Source organism: Chlorobiota bacterium (genome assembly GCA_016700335.1).
In the GTDB taxonomy this organism is placed as follows: domain Bacteria; phylum Bacteroidota; class Ignavibacteria; order OLB7; family OLB7.
In genome coordinates this window covers 765343-787301 of record CP065014.1, presented here as the reverse complement: position 1 = coordinate 787301, position 21959 = coordinate 765343, and the positions used below count along the sequence as shown (strand labels likewise).

24 protein-coding genes and 1 pseudogene are annotated in these 21959 nt (G+C 29.2%); 16 read left to right on the top strand and 9 right to left on the bottom strand.

The features are described 5' to 3' along the window. Positions 1 to 6: 6 nt before the first annotated feature. The 12 genes and pseudogenes from IPP08_03280 to IPP08_03225 all read left to right on the top strand — a co-directional run bounded on the left by IPP08_03280 (position 7) and on the right by IPP08_03225 (position 10774). Positions 7 to 468: a hypothetical protein gene (locus IPP08_03280; GenBank protein ID QQS67207.1), complete on the top strand. Its 462-nt coding sequence runs from the start codon at positions 7 to 9 to the stop codon at positions 466 to 468. 314 nt (positions 469 to 782) lie between these two features. Then, positions 783 to 923 carry a hypothetical protein gene (locus IPP08_03275; protein QQS67206.1) on the top strand — a complete coding sequence of 47 codons (141 nt, stop codon included), beginning with the start codon at positions 783 to 785 and terminating at the stop codon, positions 921 to 923. A gap of 63 nt (positions 924 to 986) precedes the next feature. Beyond that, entirely contained in the window at positions 987 to 1991 is a 1005-nt protein-coding gene (locus IPP08_03270; GenBank protein QQS67205.1) for a hypothetical protein, read from the top strand. An 18-nt stretch (positions 1992 to 2009) separates the two neighbouring features. After that, complete coding sequence (locus IPP08_03265; protein QQS67204.1) at positions 2010 to 3227, top strand: T9SS type A sorting domain-containing protein; 1218 nt, start codon at positions 2010 to 2012, stop codon at positions 3225 to 3227. Between the two features lie 30 nt (positions 3228 to 3257). Further along, positions 3258 to 4850, top strand: coding sequence for a T9SS type A sorting domain-containing protein (locus IPP08_03260; protein ID QQS67203.1), 1593 nt, complete (start codon positions 3258 to 3260; stop codon positions 4848 to 4850). 409 nt (positions 4851 to 5259) lie between these two features. Continuing rightward, complete coding sequence (locus IPP08_03255; protein QQS67202.1) at positions 5260 to 5865, top strand: hypothetical protein; 606 nt, start codon at positions 5260 to 5262, stop codon at positions 5863 to 5865. Between the two features lie 413 nt (positions 5866 to 6278). Next, a complete protein-coding gene (locus IPP08_03250; protein ID QQS67201.1) occupies positions 6279 to 6683 on the top strand; it encodes a hypothetical protein in 405 nt (134 codons plus the stop codon). A 103-nt stretch (positions 6684 to 6786) separates the two neighbouring features. Then, positions 6787 to 7083, top strand: coding sequence for a hypothetical protein (locus IPP08_03245; GenBank protein QQS67200.1), 297 nt, complete (start codon positions 6787 to 6789; stop codon positions 7081 to 7083). A 30-nt stretch (positions 7084 to 7113) separates the two neighbouring features. Then, positions 7114 to 7377, top strand: a complete 264-nt coding sequence (locus tag IPP08_03240; GenBank protein QQS67199.1) for a hypothetical protein — start codon at positions 7114 to 7116, stop codon at positions 7375 to 7377. Between the two features lie 298 nt (positions 7378 to 7675). After that, complete coding sequence (locus IPP08_03235; GenBank protein QQS67198.1) at positions 7676 to 8656, top strand: hypothetical protein; 981 nt, start codon at positions 7676 to 7678, stop codon at positions 8654 to 8656. A gap of 92 nt (positions 8657 to 8748) precedes the next feature. Beyond that, positions 8749 to 9918, top strand: coding sequence for a T9SS type A sorting domain-containing protein (locus IPP08_03230; GenBank protein QQS67197.1), 1170 nt, complete (start codon positions 8749 to 8751; stop codon positions 9916 to 9918). Between the two features lie 106 nt (positions 9919 to 10024). After that, positions 10025 to 10774, top strand: a pseudogene (locus IPP08_03225) (sulfite exporter TauE/SafE family protein). Between the two features lie 225 nt (positions 10775 to 10999). Here IPP08_03225 and IPP08_03220 read toward each other — a convergent pair. Then, the gene (locus IPP08_03220; GenBank protein QQS67196.1) at positions 11000 to 12223 is read right to left on the bottom strand and encodes an ABC transporter permease; all 1224 of its coding nucleotides are present in this window, start codon (positions 12221 to 12223) and stop codon (positions 11000 to 11002) included. Between the two features lie 21 nt (positions 12224 to 12244). Then, complete coding sequence (locus IPP08_03215) at positions 12245 to 13699, bottom strand: magnesium chelatase (GenBank protein QQS67195.1); 1455 nt, start codon at positions 13697 to 13699, stop codon at positions 12245 to 12247. A 183-nt stretch (positions 13700 to 13882) separates the two neighbouring features. On the opposite strand from IPP08_03215, the gene IPP08_03210 reads away from it, so the two are divergent. The 4 genes from IPP08_03210 to corA all read left to right on the top strand — a co-directional run bounded on the left by IPP08_03210 (position 13883) and on the right by corA (position 17128). Continuing rightward, a complete protein-coding gene (locus tag IPP08_03210) occupies positions 13883 to 14977 on the top strand; it encodes a GWxTD domain-containing protein (protein QQS67194.1) in 1095 nt (364 codons plus the stop codon). Continuing rightward, positions 14925 to 15194: a GWxTD domain-containing protein gene (locus tag IPP08_03205; protein ID QQS67193.1), complete on the top strand. Its 270-nt coding sequence runs from the start codon at positions 14925 to 14927 to the stop codon at positions 15192 to 15194. The genes IPP08_03210 and IPP08_03205 overlap by 53 nt, the downstream gene beginning before the upstream one ends. A 117-nt stretch (positions 15195 to 15311) precedes the next feature. After that, a complete protein-coding gene (locus IPP08_03200; GenBank protein ID QQS67192.1) occupies positions 15312 to 16103 on the top strand; it encodes an NHL repeat-containing protein in 792 nt (263 codons plus the stop codon). Further along, complete coding sequence (gene corA / locus IPP08_03195) at positions 16103 to 17128, top strand: magnesium/cobalt transporter CorA (GenBank protein QQS67191.1); 1026 nt, start codon at positions 16103 to 16105, stop codon at positions 17126 to 17128. The genes IPP08_03200 and corA overlap by 1 nt, the downstream gene beginning before the upstream one ends. Positions 17129 to 17140: 12 nt before the next feature. Here corA and rocF read toward each other — a convergent pair whose 3' ends face one another. From rocF to IPP08_03160, 7 genes are all read right to left on the bottom strand, one after another. After that, on the bottom strand, positions 17141 to 18079 hold the full coding sequence (rocF, locus tag IPP08_03190; GenBank protein QQS67190.1) for an arginase: 939 nt from the start codon (positions 18077 to 18079) through the stop codon (positions 17141 to 17143). 108 nt (positions 18080 to 18187) lie between these two features. Beyond that, complete coding sequence (locus tag IPP08_03185; GenBank protein ID QQS67189.1) at positions 18188 to 19057, bottom strand: hypothetical protein; 870 nt, start codon at positions 19055 to 19057, stop codon at positions 18188 to 18190. A gap of 234 nt (positions 19058 to 19291) precedes the next feature. Then, positions 19292 to 19789: a hypothetical protein gene (locus tag IPP08_03180; GenBank protein ID QQS67188.1), complete on the bottom strand. Its 498-nt coding sequence runs from the start codon at positions 19787 to 19789 to the stop codon at positions 19292 to 19294. Positions 19790 to 19833: 44 nt separating this feature from the next. Beyond that, entirely contained in the window at positions 19834 to 20220 is a 387-nt protein-coding gene (locus tag IPP08_03175) for a signal peptidase I (GenBank protein QQS67187.1), read from the bottom strand. Between the two features lie 97 nt (positions 20221 to 20317). Then, complete coding sequence (locus IPP08_03170; protein ID QQS67186.1) at positions 20318 to 20665, bottom strand: TM2 domain-containing protein; 348 nt, start codon at positions 20663 to 20665, stop codon at positions 20318 to 20320. Positions 20666 to 20675: 10 nt separating this feature from the next. Next, positions 20676 to 20963: a DUF2752 domain-containing protein gene (locus tag IPP08_03165; GenBank protein QQS67185.1), complete on the bottom strand. Its 288-nt coding sequence runs from the start codon at positions 20961 to 20963 to the stop codon at positions 20676 to 20678. Positions 20964 to 21033: 70 nt separating this feature from the next. Beyond that, positions 21034 to 21843 (bottom strand): YIP1 family protein, encoded by an 810-nt coding sequence (locus IPP08_03160; GenBank protein ID QQS67184.1) that lies wholly within the window; start codon positions 21841 to 21843, stop codon positions 21034 to 21036. Positions 21844 to 21959: the final 116 nt, after the last annotated feature.

Here is a 21959-nt window from a genome sequence, read left to right as displayed (position 1 = left end):
ATCTTTTTGTTCATAACAGAGGTTTCCATAAAATCTCAAGTAATTGTTTTCAATTCCTCATGGAATGAAGGTAAGTCAGCTTGGGTTTCATTGGTATTACTTGATTACAAAGAGCCAAAGTTGTACCAATTTACATGGGGGGCTAATGGTGAAACTTATTGCAGTTATGCTACCTTGACAGATTCAGTCGTATTACCATTAGTCTATGATGAAGACGTAGATATATCAATAATGAACTCGCGTAAGAATATTGCCAATATACCTAATGGCGTTACCTTTAAAGATAATGTTGGGCATATCATAAAATTTCAGAATATCTCGGAGAGTTCTTTAGAGTATATGAAAAATAAGTGGTTAGAATTTTCTTCAAAAACTGATGTGTCAAGTGGTAAAGGGTTAGCTTATTTGCCATTTCAACCATTTGGTATAAAGCCAAAACCTATTAATTATAATCTTGAGAGCCATTAATATAATTTGATTTTAGTAATAGAGAAATATCTCCCCATGAGCAGTTGGTTTGTTTATGGGGAGATATTTTTGTCATTTATGAAGTATTGTTTAATCAATTGCATATATGTTAAAGTAAAGAAATCTAAAAACAGCCTGTAAGCCGCGTAGGCACAGCATATCATAGCTACTTACCTTATTTTTTTAGCTTTAAAAATAGACCTAAGATTTTTAATACTAAATTTTTATTAATAATTCACTTTTTTCTTGCGTATTTTTTTTTTTTTTGACTATGTTTGTAAGTGAAAGGTGTGTAAATCCTATCAATTAAAGAGTTGGTACCACTTTATTGGAAGTCCTTCACATTCACTTCGTCAGATGTGGTGCTGGCATCTGACCCAATTCAACTTTATTTATCAGCAGACTACGAGATTATAAAGCGAACTTTACTGATGAAAAATAATGGTACTCTTTAGTTTTAAAGTCTTCTTACAAACTTTCCTTTATCTATTATGAAAAACTTATTACTAATATCTATTATGAAAAACTTATTACTAACCTTTTCGCTTACTTCTCTCTTTTTTACTACAACTTTTGCTCAGGACACAACACTTCTTTCCCCGCCATGTTTACCAAGTTACCATAGTCTTTTTTTTAGTGAGCAATTTGAATTAAACACTTCACCCTTAGCAACTGATATGCCAATTGATTGCTTAATTGGTTACATTGGTAATGATAGTTTATGCAAGTATAAATTATCTGATGTATTGATAAATGGTATTCGGAACCAAACATGGAATGATACAATACGCAAGTCTTTAAGATACATATATGCCATGTCTGACTATGACCCTGTTCGGTTTGAAAATTTTAAGGAGACTGGAGTAATTGGAAGATATAAAAGCCCACGAGACGAAGCAATTAACCACATATTAAAACGTGTTAGAGAGGGGTTATCTCCAAATCCTTTTTTGGATTTCATGTTAGTCAATACTTCTATAATTGCACATATTAAAGTAACAAATGTTGTAAATGCTTATGACCCTGGAGCCGCTTGGGCAAAGAGTGGAAAGATAGTTAGCTCAACGATATTAGACCCAATAAAAGGAAAATACATACCATCATGTGTGAGCCTTTTCCCATCATCGGAACTAAATAATACACAAACACCTCAAAACACTTTAAAACAAATATCAGATTCTGGTAGTTGTTTACAATATGAGTATGCCACAGAGTGGCTTGGAATTCATGGAGGTGAAAATGATTATTTGAATCGAGATAAAATAGATACTTTGCTTGAAGCAAAAGCTGAGAGAGAGTTTATTGTTTTTCTTGAAGTTAGAAGTAACTGTAATCAGAATTATATAGATTATTATACTCTTTATCCTTGCCGCGATAATAGCCGTTTTCGTTATGTTTCAATATATCCAGTTATCAATGGACAAGTTAGCTTTATAGAAGATTTTGGGTATGGAACTTCACTTTCAGTAGGAGAATTTAAAGCAAGATTAAGAAATCGTATTAACGAAATTAAAAACTTCTAGCCCACTAATTAAATTAATATGAAACTAACACTGTTTTTTTGTATTTGGCTTGTTATAATAAATTTTAGCAATGCACAAACCACAGATTGTGGTAAGCCTCAAAAATGTGATGATAAACTGTACCCATTTATGTATTGTGATTCAAACCAAAGGAAAATTGTTTATAAATGTACGTCAAATCCACATAATGACACAATAGGTAAACCGTTAAGAATTAATTTACCACTCTGTGCTAAATTTGATAATTCATACAATTCTTGGCTTGCAGGTGATACTCTAAAAGATAAAATTTATATGTACGATACAAATAGAATCATTAAGTATAATGCTATAACTAATAAGCCAGATACAACAATTAAGATTGATACCATTCTTGTTTTTGAAAAGAGCAAGATGTATGGTGATTTAAAAACTGCGGTGGATGAATGGAATTGCCTTTGTAATAAACAAGATGAAGAGCCAAGTTGTTGTGTGAAAATAAGGTGGAGCAATAGGGGAATAGATTTTAGTAATGATAGCATAAATGTTCAGGGAATTGCTCCAGGATCACTATACACATCTACAACAGATACTAACTGTGTTCGTGTGTGTGATACCCAAAATGTGGCAGTGTTCCTAAATTATTCAAAGGCTCTAACAAATAGAAAAGATAGCATATCAAGACAGTTTTATAATGGTGATAAGCCTTGGTTCCTTGATAGTTTAGATATAGCACGTAATAGAACTCTCTCACTCATCCAACTTATCCAACATGAACTTGGGCATTATTTAGGATTTCTTCATTTTGATGAAAATGAAGAAACTGGCAGGGTTTATAAATGCAAATCGGATACTTCTGTAGGTGTTATGAATGATGGGGGTTCAGCATATCCTAATAGTCCAAGATTGGGTCTGACCAATGATGACAAATGCAGGTTTATGAAATTGTATTGCCCAGAGAAAACATCGGGTGTTCAAAACAAATTAGAAGTTTCAAAAAACTGCTTAAAAGATATTTACCCAAACCCTACAAGTAAATCATTAAAAATACCATTTGAACTAAATAAATCAGAATTAGTGAAAATGTGTATTACTAACCTGAAAGGAAAAATATTGAATCAGGTTTTTAAAGAGGAACTAACTCAAGGCAAATATACTCTTGATTTGGATATAGCAGATTACCCAAATGGTATTTATTTTCTTCAAGTTGAAATGGGCAAAACAAAAGCAAATAAAAAATTTATTATTAACAAATAAACCGTGACGAAACTTAATTACATACTGTTTATGTTGGCTGTTTATTTATCTAATATAGTCTTAATACAAGCACAAGATTTCAAATGGGCAAAAAAGATTATTGATAAAAAAACAACTGGTTGTGCGTATGTAAAAAGAATTACAATTGATAAAGAAGATAATATCATTTTAGCAGGAGGTTTTATTAAGGACGTTGTATTTGCTGACACCACCTACAAAAGCTATGGATATAACGATATATGTTTAATGAAATATAGTTCAACTGGAGAAAAATTATTTTTTAAGCAATTTGGTGGAAGGCAATCCGACCAAGTATATGGACTATTTGTAACTCCAAATTCAGATATTTACTTATGTGGTTCGTTTCAGGCAACCGCAATATTTGATACTTTAGTTTTCTATAAAGCACCACATATTTCAGACTATACTGAATACTATGACGAGATTTTTATTGTTGGTATAAATAAATCAGGTAAATTATTTTATGGAGAGCAATATAAAACTGGACCATTTAGAAATGAAGGACATAATATAGTTATTGACGCTGACGATAATATATTTTTAACTGGTGTATTCCGTAGCAGAATTAAATTCAAGGATAGTTTACTATTAGAGGGCGATCCATTATTCCTAACGAAAATAAATTCTAACCGCAATACTGAATGGATTAAGGAATTAACAAGGTATAATGATGACCTTTTTGTTGGTAATTTGTTAATTGATTCTCAACGTAATTTATTAGTTACAGGTAGAATTTCTCGGGTAGCTGATTTGGATGGGGTTAGTAATAAGATAAATTATCATAATGTTTTCATAGCAAAATATAGCTCCAAAGGGGAATTTATGTGGTATACAAATTTTGATACCGATAGAGAATACCCTATTAATCTAGCATTAGATAGCAAAAGTAATTCAATAATGACCACCACATTTAATAATAAACTTATTGTTGGAAATACCATGTTAACTACAACAGGAAATTATAACGGATTTATTGTAAAGCAAAATCAAGTAGGTGAAGTTATTTGGGCGAAGCAAATAGTATCAGATAATTTTAATGTGGCTGGCAATGCTATAATTGATAAAAGTGATAATATATTAGTTACAGGTAGATTTTTTGGTGAGATTAAAATCGGAGATAAGTCTGTTCAAAGCAATGGTCTCTCTGATATATTTATTGCAAAATTAGATGCCAATGGAAACACTTTGTGGCTTGCTACAATTGGTGGAAAAAATTATGACTATGACCCAATTATCAACTATAACAGTAAAGGGAATGTGGTGTTATTGGGAGCATATGATTTTACCACAACCATTGGAAATACAGTATTAAATTCTGACACATCTGGCAATACATTTTTAACCGAATTTTCAGAGCCACTAACTTCTGTTCCATCTGAAAAAACAGAGGCTTATAGATTAATCGTTCAGGATAATGGAGATTATTTAATTGACATAGATGGTGAAAGTATTACCGCTCAAATGTATAACCTATTAGGCGATGAGGTTAGAAAGTATACAACCAAAAAGATTAGTACATCTTCATTAATGAATGGGGTCTACTATTTAAAGATTTCAAACGGTCAAAATTATTTTTTAGAGAAGATAATTATTCAACATTAAAATACATGATACTCTGAATCAAACAGTGCATAATCTTTACTGTATTTAAAATTTGTTTAGGATTTTTTCCAACTGAAATATTGCTCATAAAATATTTGATTTTTTTTGTGAAGATAAGCCAATAATTGAATTTATGAGTAAAGAATTTTCAAGGTTTTAACTTTGTAAAAGAAAAAGAGTTTGCTTAAAAATAAATTTTTATTAATAATTCATTATTTTCTTGCGTATTTTTTTTTTTTGACTATGTTTGTAAGTGAAAGGTGTGTAAATCCTATCAATTAAAGAGTTGGTACCACTTTATTGGAAGTCCTTCACATTCACTTCGTCAGATGAGGTGCTGGCATCTGACCCAATTCAATTATTACCTTAGCAAAAAAATAATATCTTAAAAACACTAAATTTTTAGACAATGAGAAAAAAAAATATTTTAATCCCTTTTTTGTTAGTAGCTCTATTTTTACTATCATCAAATTTTTATCAATCTTATGCACGTTCTGTAACCTCAAACGGACCCTGCCCAAGTGGCTCTGAGTGTAATGAATGGATATATACAGCTGTCTATGCAACACAGGTTTCAGGTAATGGAACAACAAGTGAATATTTAGTATGTTCAATGGGTGTAGGCTGTAATGGCAAATCTTGGAACTCTTGTGGTATTTTAGAAACCCCAGCGGACACCAACTCAAACAGGACAGAAAGATTAAAAGATACTCCTGAATTATTAAAGCAGTTTTACAACGATATAAAAAAAGGATTAGCACTAACTGGTGAAAAATTTAATTCAAATTATAATAAATTTGAAGACCATAGTAATACCATAATAGTTTCTCCAAAAATAAATTCCATTGTGGAGTTGGTCAATATGAAAACAGGAGAAGTGGTTCACCGTTCATCAATGGTAAAAGGAAATGATGTTGTAGAGCTTGATAAGAAGAACTTAGAAAATGGAGTATATGCAATCGTAATTCGAGATAAGGATAATAATATGGTTGGTTTAGATGCTGTAATAAAATAGTATTTTTTAGAATATGCAAAATCCTCTAATCAAAGACTAATTGTTTAGAGGATTTTTTATTCGTTGTTATTTCTGAAATATTTTTTTCAATATTAATTCAATGTATAAAGCATAGTAACCTAACAGCCTGCAAGGCTTGTAGGCACAGAATGTTACAGCTAATTATCTTGTTTTTAGCTTTTAAAAATAGGCCTAAGATTTTTAATAATAAATTTTTGTTAATAATTCACTTTTTTGCTTGCGTATTTTTTTTTTGACTATATTTATAGTTGCAAGGTGTTTGAATCCCGTCATTAAAGAGTTGGTATCACTTTATTGAAGTCCTTCACATTTACTTCGTCAGATGAGACGCTGGCATCTGACCCAATTCAATTATTACCTCAGCAAATTTTTTTTTTAATTTTCGTAACTTCATGAAAAAATTTAAAATCATACCGAATGGTATGAAACTGATATTATTTACTATCTCATTGTTTCCAATCTTTAACAATATTTCATTTGCACAAGAGGCTGTATCTCCCCCGTGTAAGGATATCCAAGATACACCTTGGAGTGCAGCAGCTGATGGAGATGTAAATGGTAAGTATAATGTAAAACCAGATAAAGTTTTTGCTTCCTATAACTTTTTAAAATTTTATGACTCGTGCGATGTAGGTTATCAGTTCAGTGAACTTCAAATAAATTCCAAAAAAATAAAATTACAGAATTGGTGTATGGAGAAAGTAAGGAGAGAGTTTAATAATGATAGCCTAAGAAACGCAATGAGCCGCACTTATAGTTTTTTGGCTAGACCTGGGGATACTATATTTTTTTTTTAGAATTTTTTCATGGTATAATACAATAAAGCAAAACCGTGTATATTCATCATCAGGTAACATTTCGTTTTCTGTAGAACTTATTGATGCAACTAGTGGTAAAAGGTTGGCTTTATTAGATAGCGTATTTGTTAGGAAACAAACAGTGCCAACAGTTTCTCCTATTATCTCATCAATGTTTCCAATGGTCTTTAAACCTAAATATATTATTCCTAATGGGGTAAATGAAAGTAATTGCTACATAAGGGTATCAGGATACCAAGGGGAAGGTAGTGAGTATTATATTTACAGGAAAGATGAAATGACAATAGATATTTCTACAACATTTCTTAATGACCCAGATTTGATACAATTTTCGAAGGGTGTTAGTAATTACCAACAAATTATAAACTTTTTAAACTAATAAATAAAAATGAAAAAATATAAAATATTAATGTTGGCAGCTGCAATACAAGTTTTAATAGTTTCAAATCTTCTTGCGGATGTTGCTGAAAAATACAAAAAGAATGGTTGTGAAGCTTATGTAGGTCCTGGTCCACACTGTTATTGCTATTATATTTATTACGATTCCAATGGAAACGGAGAAGAAGACTTTTATGAAGCACGTTCTGGGAGCTATTGTAAACTCACCAACGTTGGATATTGGTTATGTTACTCTGATGGTGACTGTGCTCCGAGACCTCCAGTGGATAAATAATAGATAGCAGTCCCTTTGTTACAGGGCTATGAGAATTTGGTTAGAGATTCTTATACTTAAAAGAATATCTCATTTTGTAGGAACTTGGTAGTTTATCAAGTTACTACATTTATTTAAGACCATTAATACAAAATAGTTCAGCCCCTAAAACCACGTATCTATGCGGCTTACAAATTTTCTTTTAATTAAACCGATTCATATTTTGTTTTTATATTCACATATCTGTTACTATTCAATTATTTTTTATCACTTTAAATTTTTACTCTAATGGAAAAAATTACTCTGCTTCTTAACTTTATTGCTGTTAGTTACTAACCTATCTTTTGCTCAAAATGAAACGGGAACCAGGCCACTTACCAAAGATTGTGGTCAGTTCAGAAAAATTTGGTATGATTCCACAAATTCTATGTTTCAGGTTAAATATCCTATCATTCAGTCTATTCCTCCGATTTCAAGTGATATGCCTATAGATGTTATACTTTCGTATATTTATACAGATAGCTTGGTTAGGTTCTTTGAGAAAGGAACGAGAAAAAAAATCAATTCATGGACAACAATGAATGATACTTTAAAATCATCAGTCGTAGCACTTTATAAAATGGTAGATTATAATCCTATGATATTTAGGCAATATGATGGTGAAACTGGGCTTAATTCAGTAATGAGCGATTTAAAAGATGGGTTTGAAGAGACTACAAAACCATCTCCATGTGTAGATGTAGATGGTAGATATAGAATGTCCCCAGGTTTGTTACGCCACCAAATAGAAGAAAAATGGCTAACACTTTTACCTGGTGAAATGAAAAATAGCATTAAAATGTTTTCTCTGTTGCGTTCTGATTATATTTTACGTGTAAAAATTCTTTCAATAGATTCTACCGCAAACAAATACATAGCAGTTGATAGAATGACCAACAGGTATAAAGTACTTGCTGAGGAAATTGATACAATCAAGGGGAAGAGATTCCAGCCAGTAAATTACAGTTTGTTTAATACTTCGGAGATAATTAGACCCAAAATAGAGTTTCAATATTCGCCTTATGAATATAATGCAATACGAAGATATACAAGATTAGCAGATGCCCAAAAAGATAGTGCCTTTACAAATGGTTTAGGTGAATTTTGTATGCATAATAACCAAGAGGCAATAGTATTTTTAACACATGAAAATCCTTTATATGATGCACAAAATGATTATTTTGATTTAGGTGTAGCATCCGAATGTTTAAATGCCTTTCCAATTATTAAAGGAAATGTTCGTGATATTAACCATGTTTAGAATACAAACACTCTCCTAAATTATGGTTCTTGGAAGCAGAATGCTGATTCATTAATTCAAACTATTATCAACAAAACCTATTAAATTTAACAATGAAAAGTTATATAATAATACTTATAGCACTCCTTTTTAAAAACAATATTTTAGCACAAAATTGTGCACATTGTAAAGATAGAAAATACCCTTACTTTGTTTGTAAGGGTGATGTAATTTCCACTTTATGTACAAATGATCCGCAACATATAGGTGATGGTTCAAGGGTATTAAAGAAATGTCTAACTTCCTTTAATTTAAACAATATCAATTATGATGATACTAAAAGCCCATACCCAGTTGGAAAACGTATTTTTCAAACAAAAAGTGGTGTTGAATATGATGTTTATAGTGGGACAAAGGCAAAAGATTTGGTTAAAAAAGGACTGAGTGATTGGATGAATTCATGTGCAAATGGTAATGCAATTGATAATACAAACTGCGATGATTGTACGTTAAAAGTCCAATGGGCAAGTGATATAGCAGAATGGAAAAATTTAGATAAGAACCCAACATCAGAACATGATCCAAATAATGTTTTAGCTTATCTTTCTGAACAACAATTTAAAGTTGCTACTGGAAATCAAAAAGATTGTAGAGTTGATTGTTCTTCTTCAAGAATAGTAATTAATGGAACTAACTCATTTTTAGGTGGGACAACTAGACCCCCTTATAATTTTTTTTATACAGATAGAAATAATAAAACATATCCACAAAATGATCCAAAAGTTGAAAGAGAATATTATGATTTTTATGGTGTAATTACTCATGAAATCGGACATTGGTTAGGGTTTGCTCACTCTGACCCAAATTGCCAACCTGGAGATAACGCTCAAAGGAATATGATGACTGGTAGTGGTCTTCCATCATATCAAGACCAAGATTTAACAAATGATGATAGGTGTCGATTTATGAAATTATATTGTTGTCTGCCAAATTCAGGAATAGAAAATGATTCTATTCTAGTAAATTCGGACTTCACAATATCATCAAACCCAGCAAGGAGTGGGTCTGTGGTGATAGAACCATCAAATAGTGGAACAATAGTTAGATATTACATAAATGATATAAACGGTAAGATACTTATTGTAAAGGAGAATAGCAGCATCGGCAAATTTGAAATAGATATTGAATCTCTTGTATCAGGGAAATACATAATAACGATGGAGTATAATCGTAATTACCGAATAGGGAGAGAATTAAAGTTAACTAATGAAAGCAAAATATAGTAAGTGGTCTGTACCATTAAAGATTACAAACAGATAAATATATATTTTCATTTGGAAAGCTAATCATTGAATAAAGCATTGGTTATAATTTTAAATTTTGGTAAATATGACAAATAATTTTTTTGTATTAACATTCATTTTATTCTCAGTAATTGCTTTACTATATTCCTCAATTGGTCATGCAGGTGCTTCTGGTTATTTGGCTATTATGGCACTTTTATCATTTGCTCCTGATTCAATAAAGCCAACTTCTTTAATATTAAATATAGTTGTTGCAAGTATTGCTTCTTATAAATTTATTAATGAAAGTTACTTCGATAAAAATATTTTTTTTTTCATTCATAATAACTGCTCTGCCAATGGCATTCATTGGTGGTTATGTAGCTATTCCACCAAAATATTTCAAATTAATTGCAGGAATTTTTTTAATAATTTCAGCTATTATATTGTTTGTAAAAGAGTTTATAAAAACTGAAAAAAATACAACTCAATCTTTGCCCTAATTTGGAAATTATCTCTTGGTGCTATTATTGGTTTTGTTTCGGGTTTGATTGGAGTTGGTGGTGGAATTTTTCTTACACCTATTCTCATTTTAACAAATCAAACTTCATTAAAAAAAGCTTCAGGAATTTCTGCTCTATTCATTTTATGTAACTCAATTGCTGGCTTAGTAGGTCATGTTACAGCATTTAACAAAATAGATTCAAATATTTTTTATTGGATTATTGCTGTAATATTTGGAGGATTAATAGGCTCATATTTGGGTACAAAAATATTTAATAATAAAATTATAATTGGATGTTTGTTTTTAATTTTAATATCAGCTGGATTAAAATTTCTTATAATTGATTTTTAGTTTATAAAAAGATTTTAAGAATTCAATTACTTTATTTATTAAACAACATAACAGAGCATTTACCTAATGTTTTTATTTTTTTACAAGTATATAAAAAAAATTTAAATCGCAGAATAGTAAAAGTAAAAGTTGTAACAACTTATATTTAAAATTTATTGTGTAACTCAACAACAACTTAAATAAATAATTTTACAAAAATTTCATCCAGTTATTTTCTCATTTAATTTATTTAAAACTTAATGCTTGCACTGGGCGTAATTTTCCTGCAACAAAAGCAGGAACAAAGGTTGCAGCAAAACAAAGCAAGTAAGAAGTGGCAATAACAATTAAATAATCTGAATAATAAAAACTAACTGGTACTGCATCAACAAAATAGATTTCAGAGTTAAGTGGAATAAGTTTCCATTTGTACTGAACAAAAGTAAAAGCCAAAGAAATCACTAAACCTATAATTAATCCAATAGTATTAATAATTAACCCTTGAATTATAAATATCCATCTGATGTTAGATGGTGTTGTTCCAATGGTGGCTAAAGTACCAATTGATTCAGTTTTTTCTAAGACTACCATTAACAATGTACCAATTATATTAAACACTGCAACAATTGTAATTAAGCCAAGAACAATTGGAATTGGCTTACGCTGTAAGTCTAGCCAAGCAAATATAGACTGGAAGGTATCATACACAGTTCTAGGGTACATGGGGTATTCAAGAACAGTTTCTAAAATTCCAGAAGTAAAATTAATTGAGTCGGTATTCTTAACTAGAATATCACAACCGGTCATTTTATTTTCATCTATTGAAGCTATTTTTTTTACATCATCAAAGCAACCATAAATATACATATTGTCATATTCTCCAATCCCAGTTTGATAGAACCCAACTATTTTAAATTGTTCAACAACTGATGGGTTGTTGGAATTTGGCAATCCGTTAGAAGCAAATATTGTTGCAATATCATTTATTTTTAAATTTAACTTAACACCAAGTTTTTTTCCAATAACAATTGAACCAGGTTTTATGTTTTTAAATTCCCCTTCAACCATTTTATTTCTGACTTTAGAAACGTCTTTATCAATATAAATTCCTTTAAACAAAATCCCTTCTAATCCTTCACTGGTTCTAATAATTCCCTCTTTAGAAACAAATGGCGAAACCGATTCAACATTTGGTACAGCTTTAATTCTTTCAATAATTGAGTCTCTATTTTTAATACTCCCACCATCAAATTGAGTAACTTGAATATGCCCAACAAAAGAAATTAAATTAGTGTTAAGTGTTTTATCAAAACCATGTAAAATTGTTAAAGAAATAAGCAAAGCCATTACTCCAAGAGCAATACCAATTATTGCAACTGAAGTAATAAAATTCATAAATTTTTCTCGTCTAACTGAGCTTAGATATCTAATTGCAACAGAAAATAAAAAAAGGAATTTATTGATCATCATAAATACAACCAAATATAATTTTTATTCATCAGAACTTAAAAGTGAAGAGAGCATATCACTTAAAATAACTCCAGATTCTAATTTTGCACAAGAAATCATTGAATATTCCGATAACCCCCAAAGCACGAACTCCATAATAAAAAGCTTTTCTTCTTCAGATACATTTACTTCTTTATCCTCAGTAATCATTTTATCTACAAAGGCTTTTAAAGAATCAATATTGAGTAGATTTTTTTTGTATTCTTTATTAGAGATATCATAACCAATATCAATAACGTTACCAAGATTAAACCATTTAATAATTTCAGTATAAACACTTTCTTTGTTTTTATTTTTCTTTTCGGGAGAAGGATATAGCAAAGTAAAAGTAGTTTTAATAGCCTTTGAAACAAGGTTATAAGCCACAGCCACCGCACCCTCTTGTTCACCTTCATATACCATTTCAACCTTACCTGTTATTGCTGGAATCACACCTTGAAAATCTGATATTCTAACTGTTGTTGATTTTTCATTATTCATAATCATTCTCCTTTGTGCAGTACTCAACAAATTTTGATATGCTGAAATTGAAAGCCTTGCAGAGACACCACTTTTTTGATCTACATATTCACTTTTTCTTGCTTCAAAAGAAATTTGTTCTATTAATTCTTTTGCAATTTCTGGCACGAAAACTGAGTTTATAGATTTTACTTCTTGATTAGTTATTTCTATTGCTTGAACAAGATTTTTTGGATAATGAGTAAGAATTTGACTACCAATTCTATCTTTTAAAGGTGTAATAATAGATCCCCTGTTTGTGTAATCTTCTGGGTTTGCTGTAAAAATAAATTGAATATCAAGAGGTAATCTTAACTTAAAACCTCTAATTTGTACATCACCTTCTTGCAATATATTTAACAAAGCCACTTGAATTCTTGCTTGAAGATCGGGCAATTCATTTATTACAAAAATTGAACGGTTAGATCTTGGAATAATACCATAATGAATTACTTTTTCATTAGAGATTGATAATTTTAAATTAGCAGCTTTAATTGGATCAATATCACCAATTAAGTCAGCAACTGAAACATCAGGAGTTGCAAGCTTTTCTGAATATCTATCATTTCGGTGCAACCAACTTATAGGTGTATCGTTTTTGAGTTCAAGTATTAAATTTTTAGCATAAGTAGAAATTGGATTTTGAGGATCATCATTAATTTCTGATCCATTCACATAAGGAATGTATTCATCTAATAAGTTTATCATACCCCTAGCAATTCGAGTTTTGGCTTGCCCTCTTAATCCTAATAAATTTATGTTATGTCCTGACAAAATAGCTCTTTCAATTTCTGGAATCACAGAGTTTTCATAACCAATTATTCCATTAAATGCAGTTTCATTTTTACTTAAAAATTTAATTAAATTATCTTTTAATTCTTCCTTTATTGTTTTATATTTATATCCTGAATCAATTAGCTCTCCTAGAGTTTTTAGCATTAAAAATTATTTTTTGTATAAGATTATGTTTAAAGAAATTGTAAATGAATGGTAAAATCAAATAACGTATTTTAGTTATAATTATTTCCTAAAGCAAATATAAAACTTAAACTATATAAAAATTTGAACTTTAAGCTTAGAACATATTTAAATTATATAATCAGTTTAATAAAAATAATTGATATGCAATTCAATGAATTGAAATTGATATTATATATATTTTTTGTTTTATCAACTTTTAATAGTTCAATTTTTACAACAAAAGTAGAAGCACAAAATGTATCATCACAAATCTTTTTTGATGCAGTTTCATTTGCTTCAACGAATTCTCAAGATGATTTTTTCTGTGATATATATATTGCTATCCCATATTCAACTTTAGATTTCTCTCGGTTTGATGGGAAATTTGCAACTAATTATAGTTTGAAAATAACAATTAAAAAAGATGATAAAATTGTATATGATTCATCGTTCACAAGAATAATTTCAACGTATAAATACAACTTAACAAATGGTACTTCTCCAAAATTTGATTTTTATCAAAATAGGATATTGTTACCAATGAGTAATACAAATTATATTGCAGAGTTGGTGGTGAAACCACTAATTAATAATGAAACATTTTCAATAAAAAAAATTGTTGCATTCAAATCAATAGATAATTTAAACTTTGCTTTAAGTGGATTATTGCTTCTTTCAAAAGTACGTGAAGATATTTCTGGGTTTGCAATTACTCCATTAATTTCCGAAGATGTTACAAATTTATCTGAAGGATTTTTTATATTTTTTGAAGTCTACAATAAATCTAACAAGAAGGAATTTAAGTTTAATGTAACTTTTAAAAATGATAAAGGAGTTTCACTTTCAAATCCAATTTGGTTTGTTAAGAAAGCAAATGATGGAACAACCCAACAATGGATAAAATTGCAAACAAGTGATTTACCAAGAGGGTTTTACAATTTAGAATTAAAAGCTTTTAACACTGAAGATTCAACTAAACCAATTGCAATTTCTAATAGATCTATTAAAATTTCTGGAAGTGAAAATTTTCCTATAACTGAAATTGAACTAAAAGAAACATTAGATAAAATGCGGTATGTGGCTTACCAAGAAGATATTGACAGAATAAATAGTGGGATAAATATTTCTGAGAAGCTAAAAAAGTTAACAGAATTTTGGAAAAATTTAGATCCTACACCTAATACAATAACCAATGAAGCAATGGATGAATATTTTAAAAGAGTTAATATATCAAGTAAAAAATTATTCAACATTTAGAGATGGATGGAATACTGATAGAGGAAGAGTTTTAATACTTTATGGCGAACCAGATGTTGCAAATAATGACCCATTTAGAAGAGATGGAAAAGCAGTGGAAGTATGGCAATACAATTTTCTTAATAAAACATTTACATTTGTGGATGATAATGGATTTGGTGATTATAGGTTAATTACTTTACTTTCACAAAGTGAGAAATTTAGATATTCCAATTAAACTTAAATTATAATTCTTTACTAATTTTTTGTTTTTATTGTTATAATTAATTGTTGTTTCAAAATATTTTTTTATCATATATAAAAACAAATAACTATAATTATAATCAAATTAATAATGATTCAGTTCTTAAAAATATTATCTACAATTTTAATCACTCAATATAATATTACAGCATTTGATATTGATACGCAGTTAAATATTTATACAGTTAGTAAAGATAATAATTTAATAATAAAATATTCTTCCAATGAAGATTCATTGTTCTCGGTTGGTGGATTTGGTAGTTCAGAAAATAGCTTTGATAAACCAGTATCAATAACAATTAATTCGCTGAATGATATTTTTATTTGTGATTATAATAACAATAGGGTTCAAAGATTTAACAAGAGTTTGAATTTTATTAAATCAATTTATTTAAGAGAAGACCCAATTGAATCTCATAGGTTTGGTTATCCGCTAAATGTTGCAGTCTCTAGAGCAGGTAATTTATATATTCTTGATGGCGAAAACAAAAGAATAATAGTTACAACACCATTTGGTGAATGGCTTAATACTTATTTAGGAACAATTTCTAAAATTAAGTTGTTAAATCCAAAATTAATTAAACTAGATTTGAATGATAATATTTATGTGCTTGATAATAACAAGATTATAATGCTTAACCCATTTGGAGCTTATGTTAAAGATATAGTTATTCCAGATTCATTTGTAGTTGAAAGTTTCTCAATTCTAGATAACAAATTAGTTGCAATTTCTGATAATTTTATTTACATTTATGATTTGGAATATTCTTCCAAAATAGGGTTGATATCTTTAGAAAAAGGGGGTAGTGATATAAAAATAGTTAATGATAATTATATTGCAATTTCATCAACGAATAAAATATTTTCTTACAATATTAATTAATGATTAAAGGAATAACAATTGGTTCAGATTCACAGATTAAGGATTTGGGATTCATTGATCTTCAGAATTACATTATTGAAATATATAAAGAAATTGAAGCAGGAATAGAGCCTACCACTTTATGGATTGACATTTACAAACCTACAATTGAAGAAGAAAGTATTTTAGAAAATATTTTTCACTTTCATCCACTTACAATTGAAGATTGCAAGAATGAAAGTTACAATATTCGTGGAGGTGAGCATTTACCTAAGCTAGAAGATTATGATGATTATCTTTTTATAATAATAAATCAAATTCAACTAAATAGAAACACTCAAACAAACAAATTTGAATTACAAACGAATCAGTTAAATGCATTTATTTTAGATCATATAATTATAACTCATCACCTAAATTCTTCATCTGCAATTTTAAAGGCACATGAAGCTTGTATCAAAAACCCTAAAATATTTCATCATGGTCCTGACTTTTTATATCAATTAATTTTAGATGAAGCAGTGGATGAAATTCAACCTATTCTTAATAAATTTGATAATGTAATAGAAAAGCTTGAAGACGAAATATTTAAAACTCCTACTCAACTGATTCTTGCAAATATACTTTCATTAAAAAGAGATTTATTTAAAATTAGAAGAGTAATTACTTATCAAAGAGAAATAACATATAGGTTATCTAGAGGTGATTACAAGTTGATAACAGAAAAGGAGAGTATTTTTTATAGGAATGTTTATGATCATTTAGTTAGGGCAACTGAAATTACAGAATCTTATAGAGATACTTTAAGTTCACTTCTTGAAGCTTATTTATCAACTGCATCAAATAAAATGAATGAGGTGATGAAAGTTCTTACAATAATTTCAACATTTTTTTTACCCCTAACTTTTATAGTAGGACTTTACGGAATGAATTTTAAATTTATGCCTGAACTTGAATGGCATTATGGCTATGTAATGTGCTTAGGTTTAATGCTTGTTACATCAACTTTTATGTTTTTATTTTTTAGAAGAAAAGGTTGGTTATGAAATTAATTTCAATTAGATAATTCTTTTACCCATTACTGAAGCTACTAAATCTGAAGCTAAAACAGCACTCTTGTTTTTAATATCCAAAATTGGATTTACTTCAGCTATGTCAAGTGAATTCATTGCACCTTTTTCTGCAATTGTCTCCATAATTAAGTGAGCTTCTCGATAAGTTAATCCACCTGAAACTGGCGTTCCAACTCCTTCAACAACAGTAGGGTCAACGCTATCTAAATCGAAAGATACATGAATATGATCGCAATTTGATTTTAACAAATTAATTGCGTCAACAATAACTTTTTGTATTCCTTGTCTATCTATATCTGTCATGGTATAAGTTGTTACTCCATGAAATTTTAATAATTCTTTCTCACCTTTATCAACAGACCTTAAGCCAATTTGAACAATATTTTTAGGGTCTAACTTTACAAAATCTCCACCAACTTTTCTAAGCTCTTTTGGACCTAATCCAATTAAAACCGCAACTGGCATTCCGTGAATATTACCAGATGGGGAAGTTTCTGGTATATTAATATCAGAGTGTGCATCAATCCAGATTACACCTAATTTTTTGTTATTTTTTTTACAATAATTTGCTACTCCAGAAATAGTTCCAATTGCCATTGAATGGTCTCCCCCTAACACTAACGGGAAATTACCTTTTGATAAAACGCTACTAACTTTTTGAGCAAGTTTTTCACATGCTTTTTCAATTTCAGGTAAATATTTTAACTTATGATTTTTAATTTTTAGTACTTCTGGCATACTAATTTCAATATCACCATCATCTAAAACTCTATATCCTAAATCCTCTAATTTTTGTTCAATGTTTGCAATTCTTAAAGCAGATGGTCCCATATCTACACCTCTTCTGTCAGCACCCAAATCCATTGGAAAGCCTATGATATGTATAATCTGCTTTCTATTTTTTGAAGTTTTTTTAATATTCATATAAAATTATAATAATTGCAAAAATACACTTTATTGATTAACTAGTTTCAGCTTAAGTTATACTTCAACAACCTTTTAGGAACTAAATTAAAAATAATAAAATTGTTATTAGAATTTATATGAAAAAGAGGTAATTGGTAAAATCAAAGGCTTTGGTATGAGGGCTACGCCAAATACTGCTGAGAGGTGTTCATTTTGAACTCTTACACCAATCATAGAGGCTGTGTTTTGAGGTTTTGTAATATCACCATTCCATATTTCTCCAACCCAGTTCATATCATCACGACCAAATAAAGGCATATCAAAGCCCATTGCAACTCCAAATTTGGAAGTATAATAAAATTTTACTCTAGTGGTATCATAATTGAACAACTGAAATTTCAAATTTACTTCATCAGGTCCGGTTGCTCTTGCATGAAACATAAATGAATATCTACCACCATAAAAAGGAATGGTTGCAACTGAATAAATATGAGAATACATAGCTTGATCTCCTAAAAAAGTATAAGTACCACCGATTGCAACTTCTAAATCATTACTTCTTTCAATTGTATATTTCACACCTAGATGATATAGTTGAGAATTTAATGATAAACCAGGTATTGCAGTCATTGCTGCAGATATTGTAGCTCCATAACCTAATCCAAAACCTGCATACATAAATCCTAATTCATAATTTGTAATAAACCCACCAGGACCATTTGGTGAAGCTGTTGGCATTAAATAATGAAATGGTCTGTGAGTGTATGGTCCTTCAATTAGTGTAAATTTATTAATTAAATTTTTATCTATTGAAACTTCTCCTAAGGCTGTTTTTAATGTGATAGTTGAATCTGTAAATTTAGAAATTGTTCCTCTTACTGCATCACCATTCTTTAACCTTACCATATATTGAATACTATCTAATGACTGAGCTTTTAAAGAACTTAATGTTGCAAACAGGATTAAAACTGAGATATATTTCAAAAATTTAATCATACTTTTTTTATTTAAATTTATTTCTTAACGACGAAAAGAGTTTATATATATATATTTAATTTACTTTACAAACCAAATATATGTAGAATTTGCAATACTTAAAAGTCATTTTAGAATACACAACTTATATTAAAAATCTAACTTAAAATTGCTTTTATTTGATTTAACTTTTTAATAAAAAAATATCCTTACTTAAAATAAAAGTAAGGATATTAAAATTAATAATTTAGGTTGTTAACCAATAAATTTTTCTCTCATTTGAAAATGTAAATAAAGAACTATGCCAGTAAAAACTATGCCTCCAATTAAACCTCCAATGCTTAAATAGAGAGCTGTATTAGTTACAATAGTATTGATTAGCCCTACAAGCCAACCATAATAAACAAGCACCCAACCGGTTCTACCATGCTTTAACAAACTTGGGACAGAAAATATCATAAGTAAAATTGAAATACCTGATATAATAGATGTAATCAAAATCATACCACCCATTCCAACTTCCCCACCAAGTACTGAAGCAGCACTTCCAATAATTCCAAAGCCAAATAATGCTAGGAGTCCAATAATACCAAAGAAAGCGTAAATCATGTAACCCCATGGAGCAATTTTAGCTAAAACATCCTTAATATTATCAGGGAATGGCGGAAGTTTATCAATAAATATCAGTTCCAATTGTTCTTCTAAAATAGCTTTTTGCCCTTCTTGAGGCATTAAATTGTTAATTTCATCCATAAATTTTTTATTGGTATAATAATTGATTAGATCAAGTGAAAAAACTAAACGGAACTACCACCAGAATCTATAGCAACACCACCAGGACCAACATAAGTGGCATCACCAAAACCTAGAATAAATAATCCAACTACAAAAATACAAGCAATCCCAACTCCTGCACCTTTTCCAAAGCTTTTAGCTAATTCTATATATAACATAATTCCTACAATTAAATTTACGAATGGAATTAACATTAAAACAATCCACCAAACTGGCTTTCCAATTATTTCAAGAAGAATAACGATATTGTAGATTGGTACAATAGCAGCCCAACCAGGTTTCCCAGCCTTTTCAAAAATTTTCCACATAGCAGCAACAACTGCTAAAATAACGATGAGGTAAACTAATACTGCAACTATGCCAATTCCAGTTCCTGTTGATTCATCCATAATTTTTGTTTTTTTGTTAGATATTATTTACCTACTCTGTTAAAGGTTTTCGGTTACCCCTTAGTATAAATTAAATTTTTTTTCAAAATTTTAATAATTAAATAATCATCCTAATTGATTCAGCTGCAACAACTTGATTAAATTCAAATGCATTTTTTTTATAGTTAATAATATCAATTATTGTACCTATAAAACATAATCCGCCTGTAAAAAAATACAAAAGACCCATAGCAATTTGTTCTGTTAGAAATCTTTGAATTCCAGCCGCACCAACAAAACCAACAACAGTTGCAATTAAAATAAGTTGTGGATCACGTCTTTTATTTGAATAAAGAGTTAAGAACTTTACTTTTTGAGACTCATCTAAATTCTCTGTTAATTTTTCTAAAAACATTAACTCTTCTGAATCAAGATTTTTAAGTGAGAGATACAAATTATTATCCATAAATTTCTTTTTACTTTTTTAAAATACTAATTATTCTTTTTAAAATTATTAATAATGCAAAAAAACCAAACCAATGACTTTTAAAGGATTCTGATATATTACCATGAATCAAAAATGAGATTGATTTACCAATACCACATCCAGGACACCATTTAAAACCCAAAAATTTATAAATGCAAAAACTATAATTTGAATTTGAATTTGGATTTATTACTGATAAATAAACAAGTGAAGAAATCCAAAACATTAATTCTAAATTTGTGGATTTACTTATTAATTTGTTAGTAAGAATATTCATTTCTAAAAAAATACTTTATTTGAATTTCATAAACAAATTATTTATAAATTTATATATACTATTGAAAATATTACCCTCCAAAAGAGAACATTCCTTTGAATAATTGGCTTAATCCAGCCATTCCCAAGCCAACAACAAGATATGTGATTGTGCATACCATTATAGATTTACCTTTTTCAACTCTTGCAATTACAGAGATTCCAATTGCAGAAACAATTAACCACCAAATTGTAAAAGGATTTAAACTTCCAAATAAAAATTTCAAGAAACTATTCTCACTTTTCATGATTTGATTTAAACTAAAAGAAAACTCGTTATCAGTAATCAGAATTGCAATTGCACTAAAAACAGATTCAATTAAACTGATTATTCCTGCAATCATAGTCACAGCAAACGCAGTACTAAAAACTAACCCTTCATTTCGCTCTTTTTCTAAAATTCTAGCAACAATAAAAGTCAATAAACCGAATATAGCCCATATTAGTGGTGTTCCAACTATAATACCCAACATTCCAAAAATCATTGTCATACTCCCCTGAGTCATCATTTCTCTTGCTTTATCAATTTCTTCATCACTCATTTTACCATCTTTTTTCATCTTTTCAAATTGAGCCATCTGTTTATCTAGAATAACTTTCTTCATGCCATCAGATGTGGTTGCAATAATCATTGCAAAAGAGTAAGCTACAATAGAAAACAATAAACCCCAAATTATTATTGATTTCTTTTTAGTGCTGCTTAACAAGCCATCAAAGGCTTCTGTAGGAGAAGTAAGTACTTTTGCGAACCTATCAAAGGGGGTAAGTTCATCTATTGGATTTTCATTATTATATATTTCATCAGGTTCTTGAATTTCCTGAAAATTATTATTCTCTTCCATTAGTAGATTAACAAAATTGTGAATTGATTGAAAAAATAAAGTTTCTAAATTTTTATTAATGTAAATTAATACTTTTTTACAAAAAAATATCAATTTATTTCAAGGTTATTAATCAG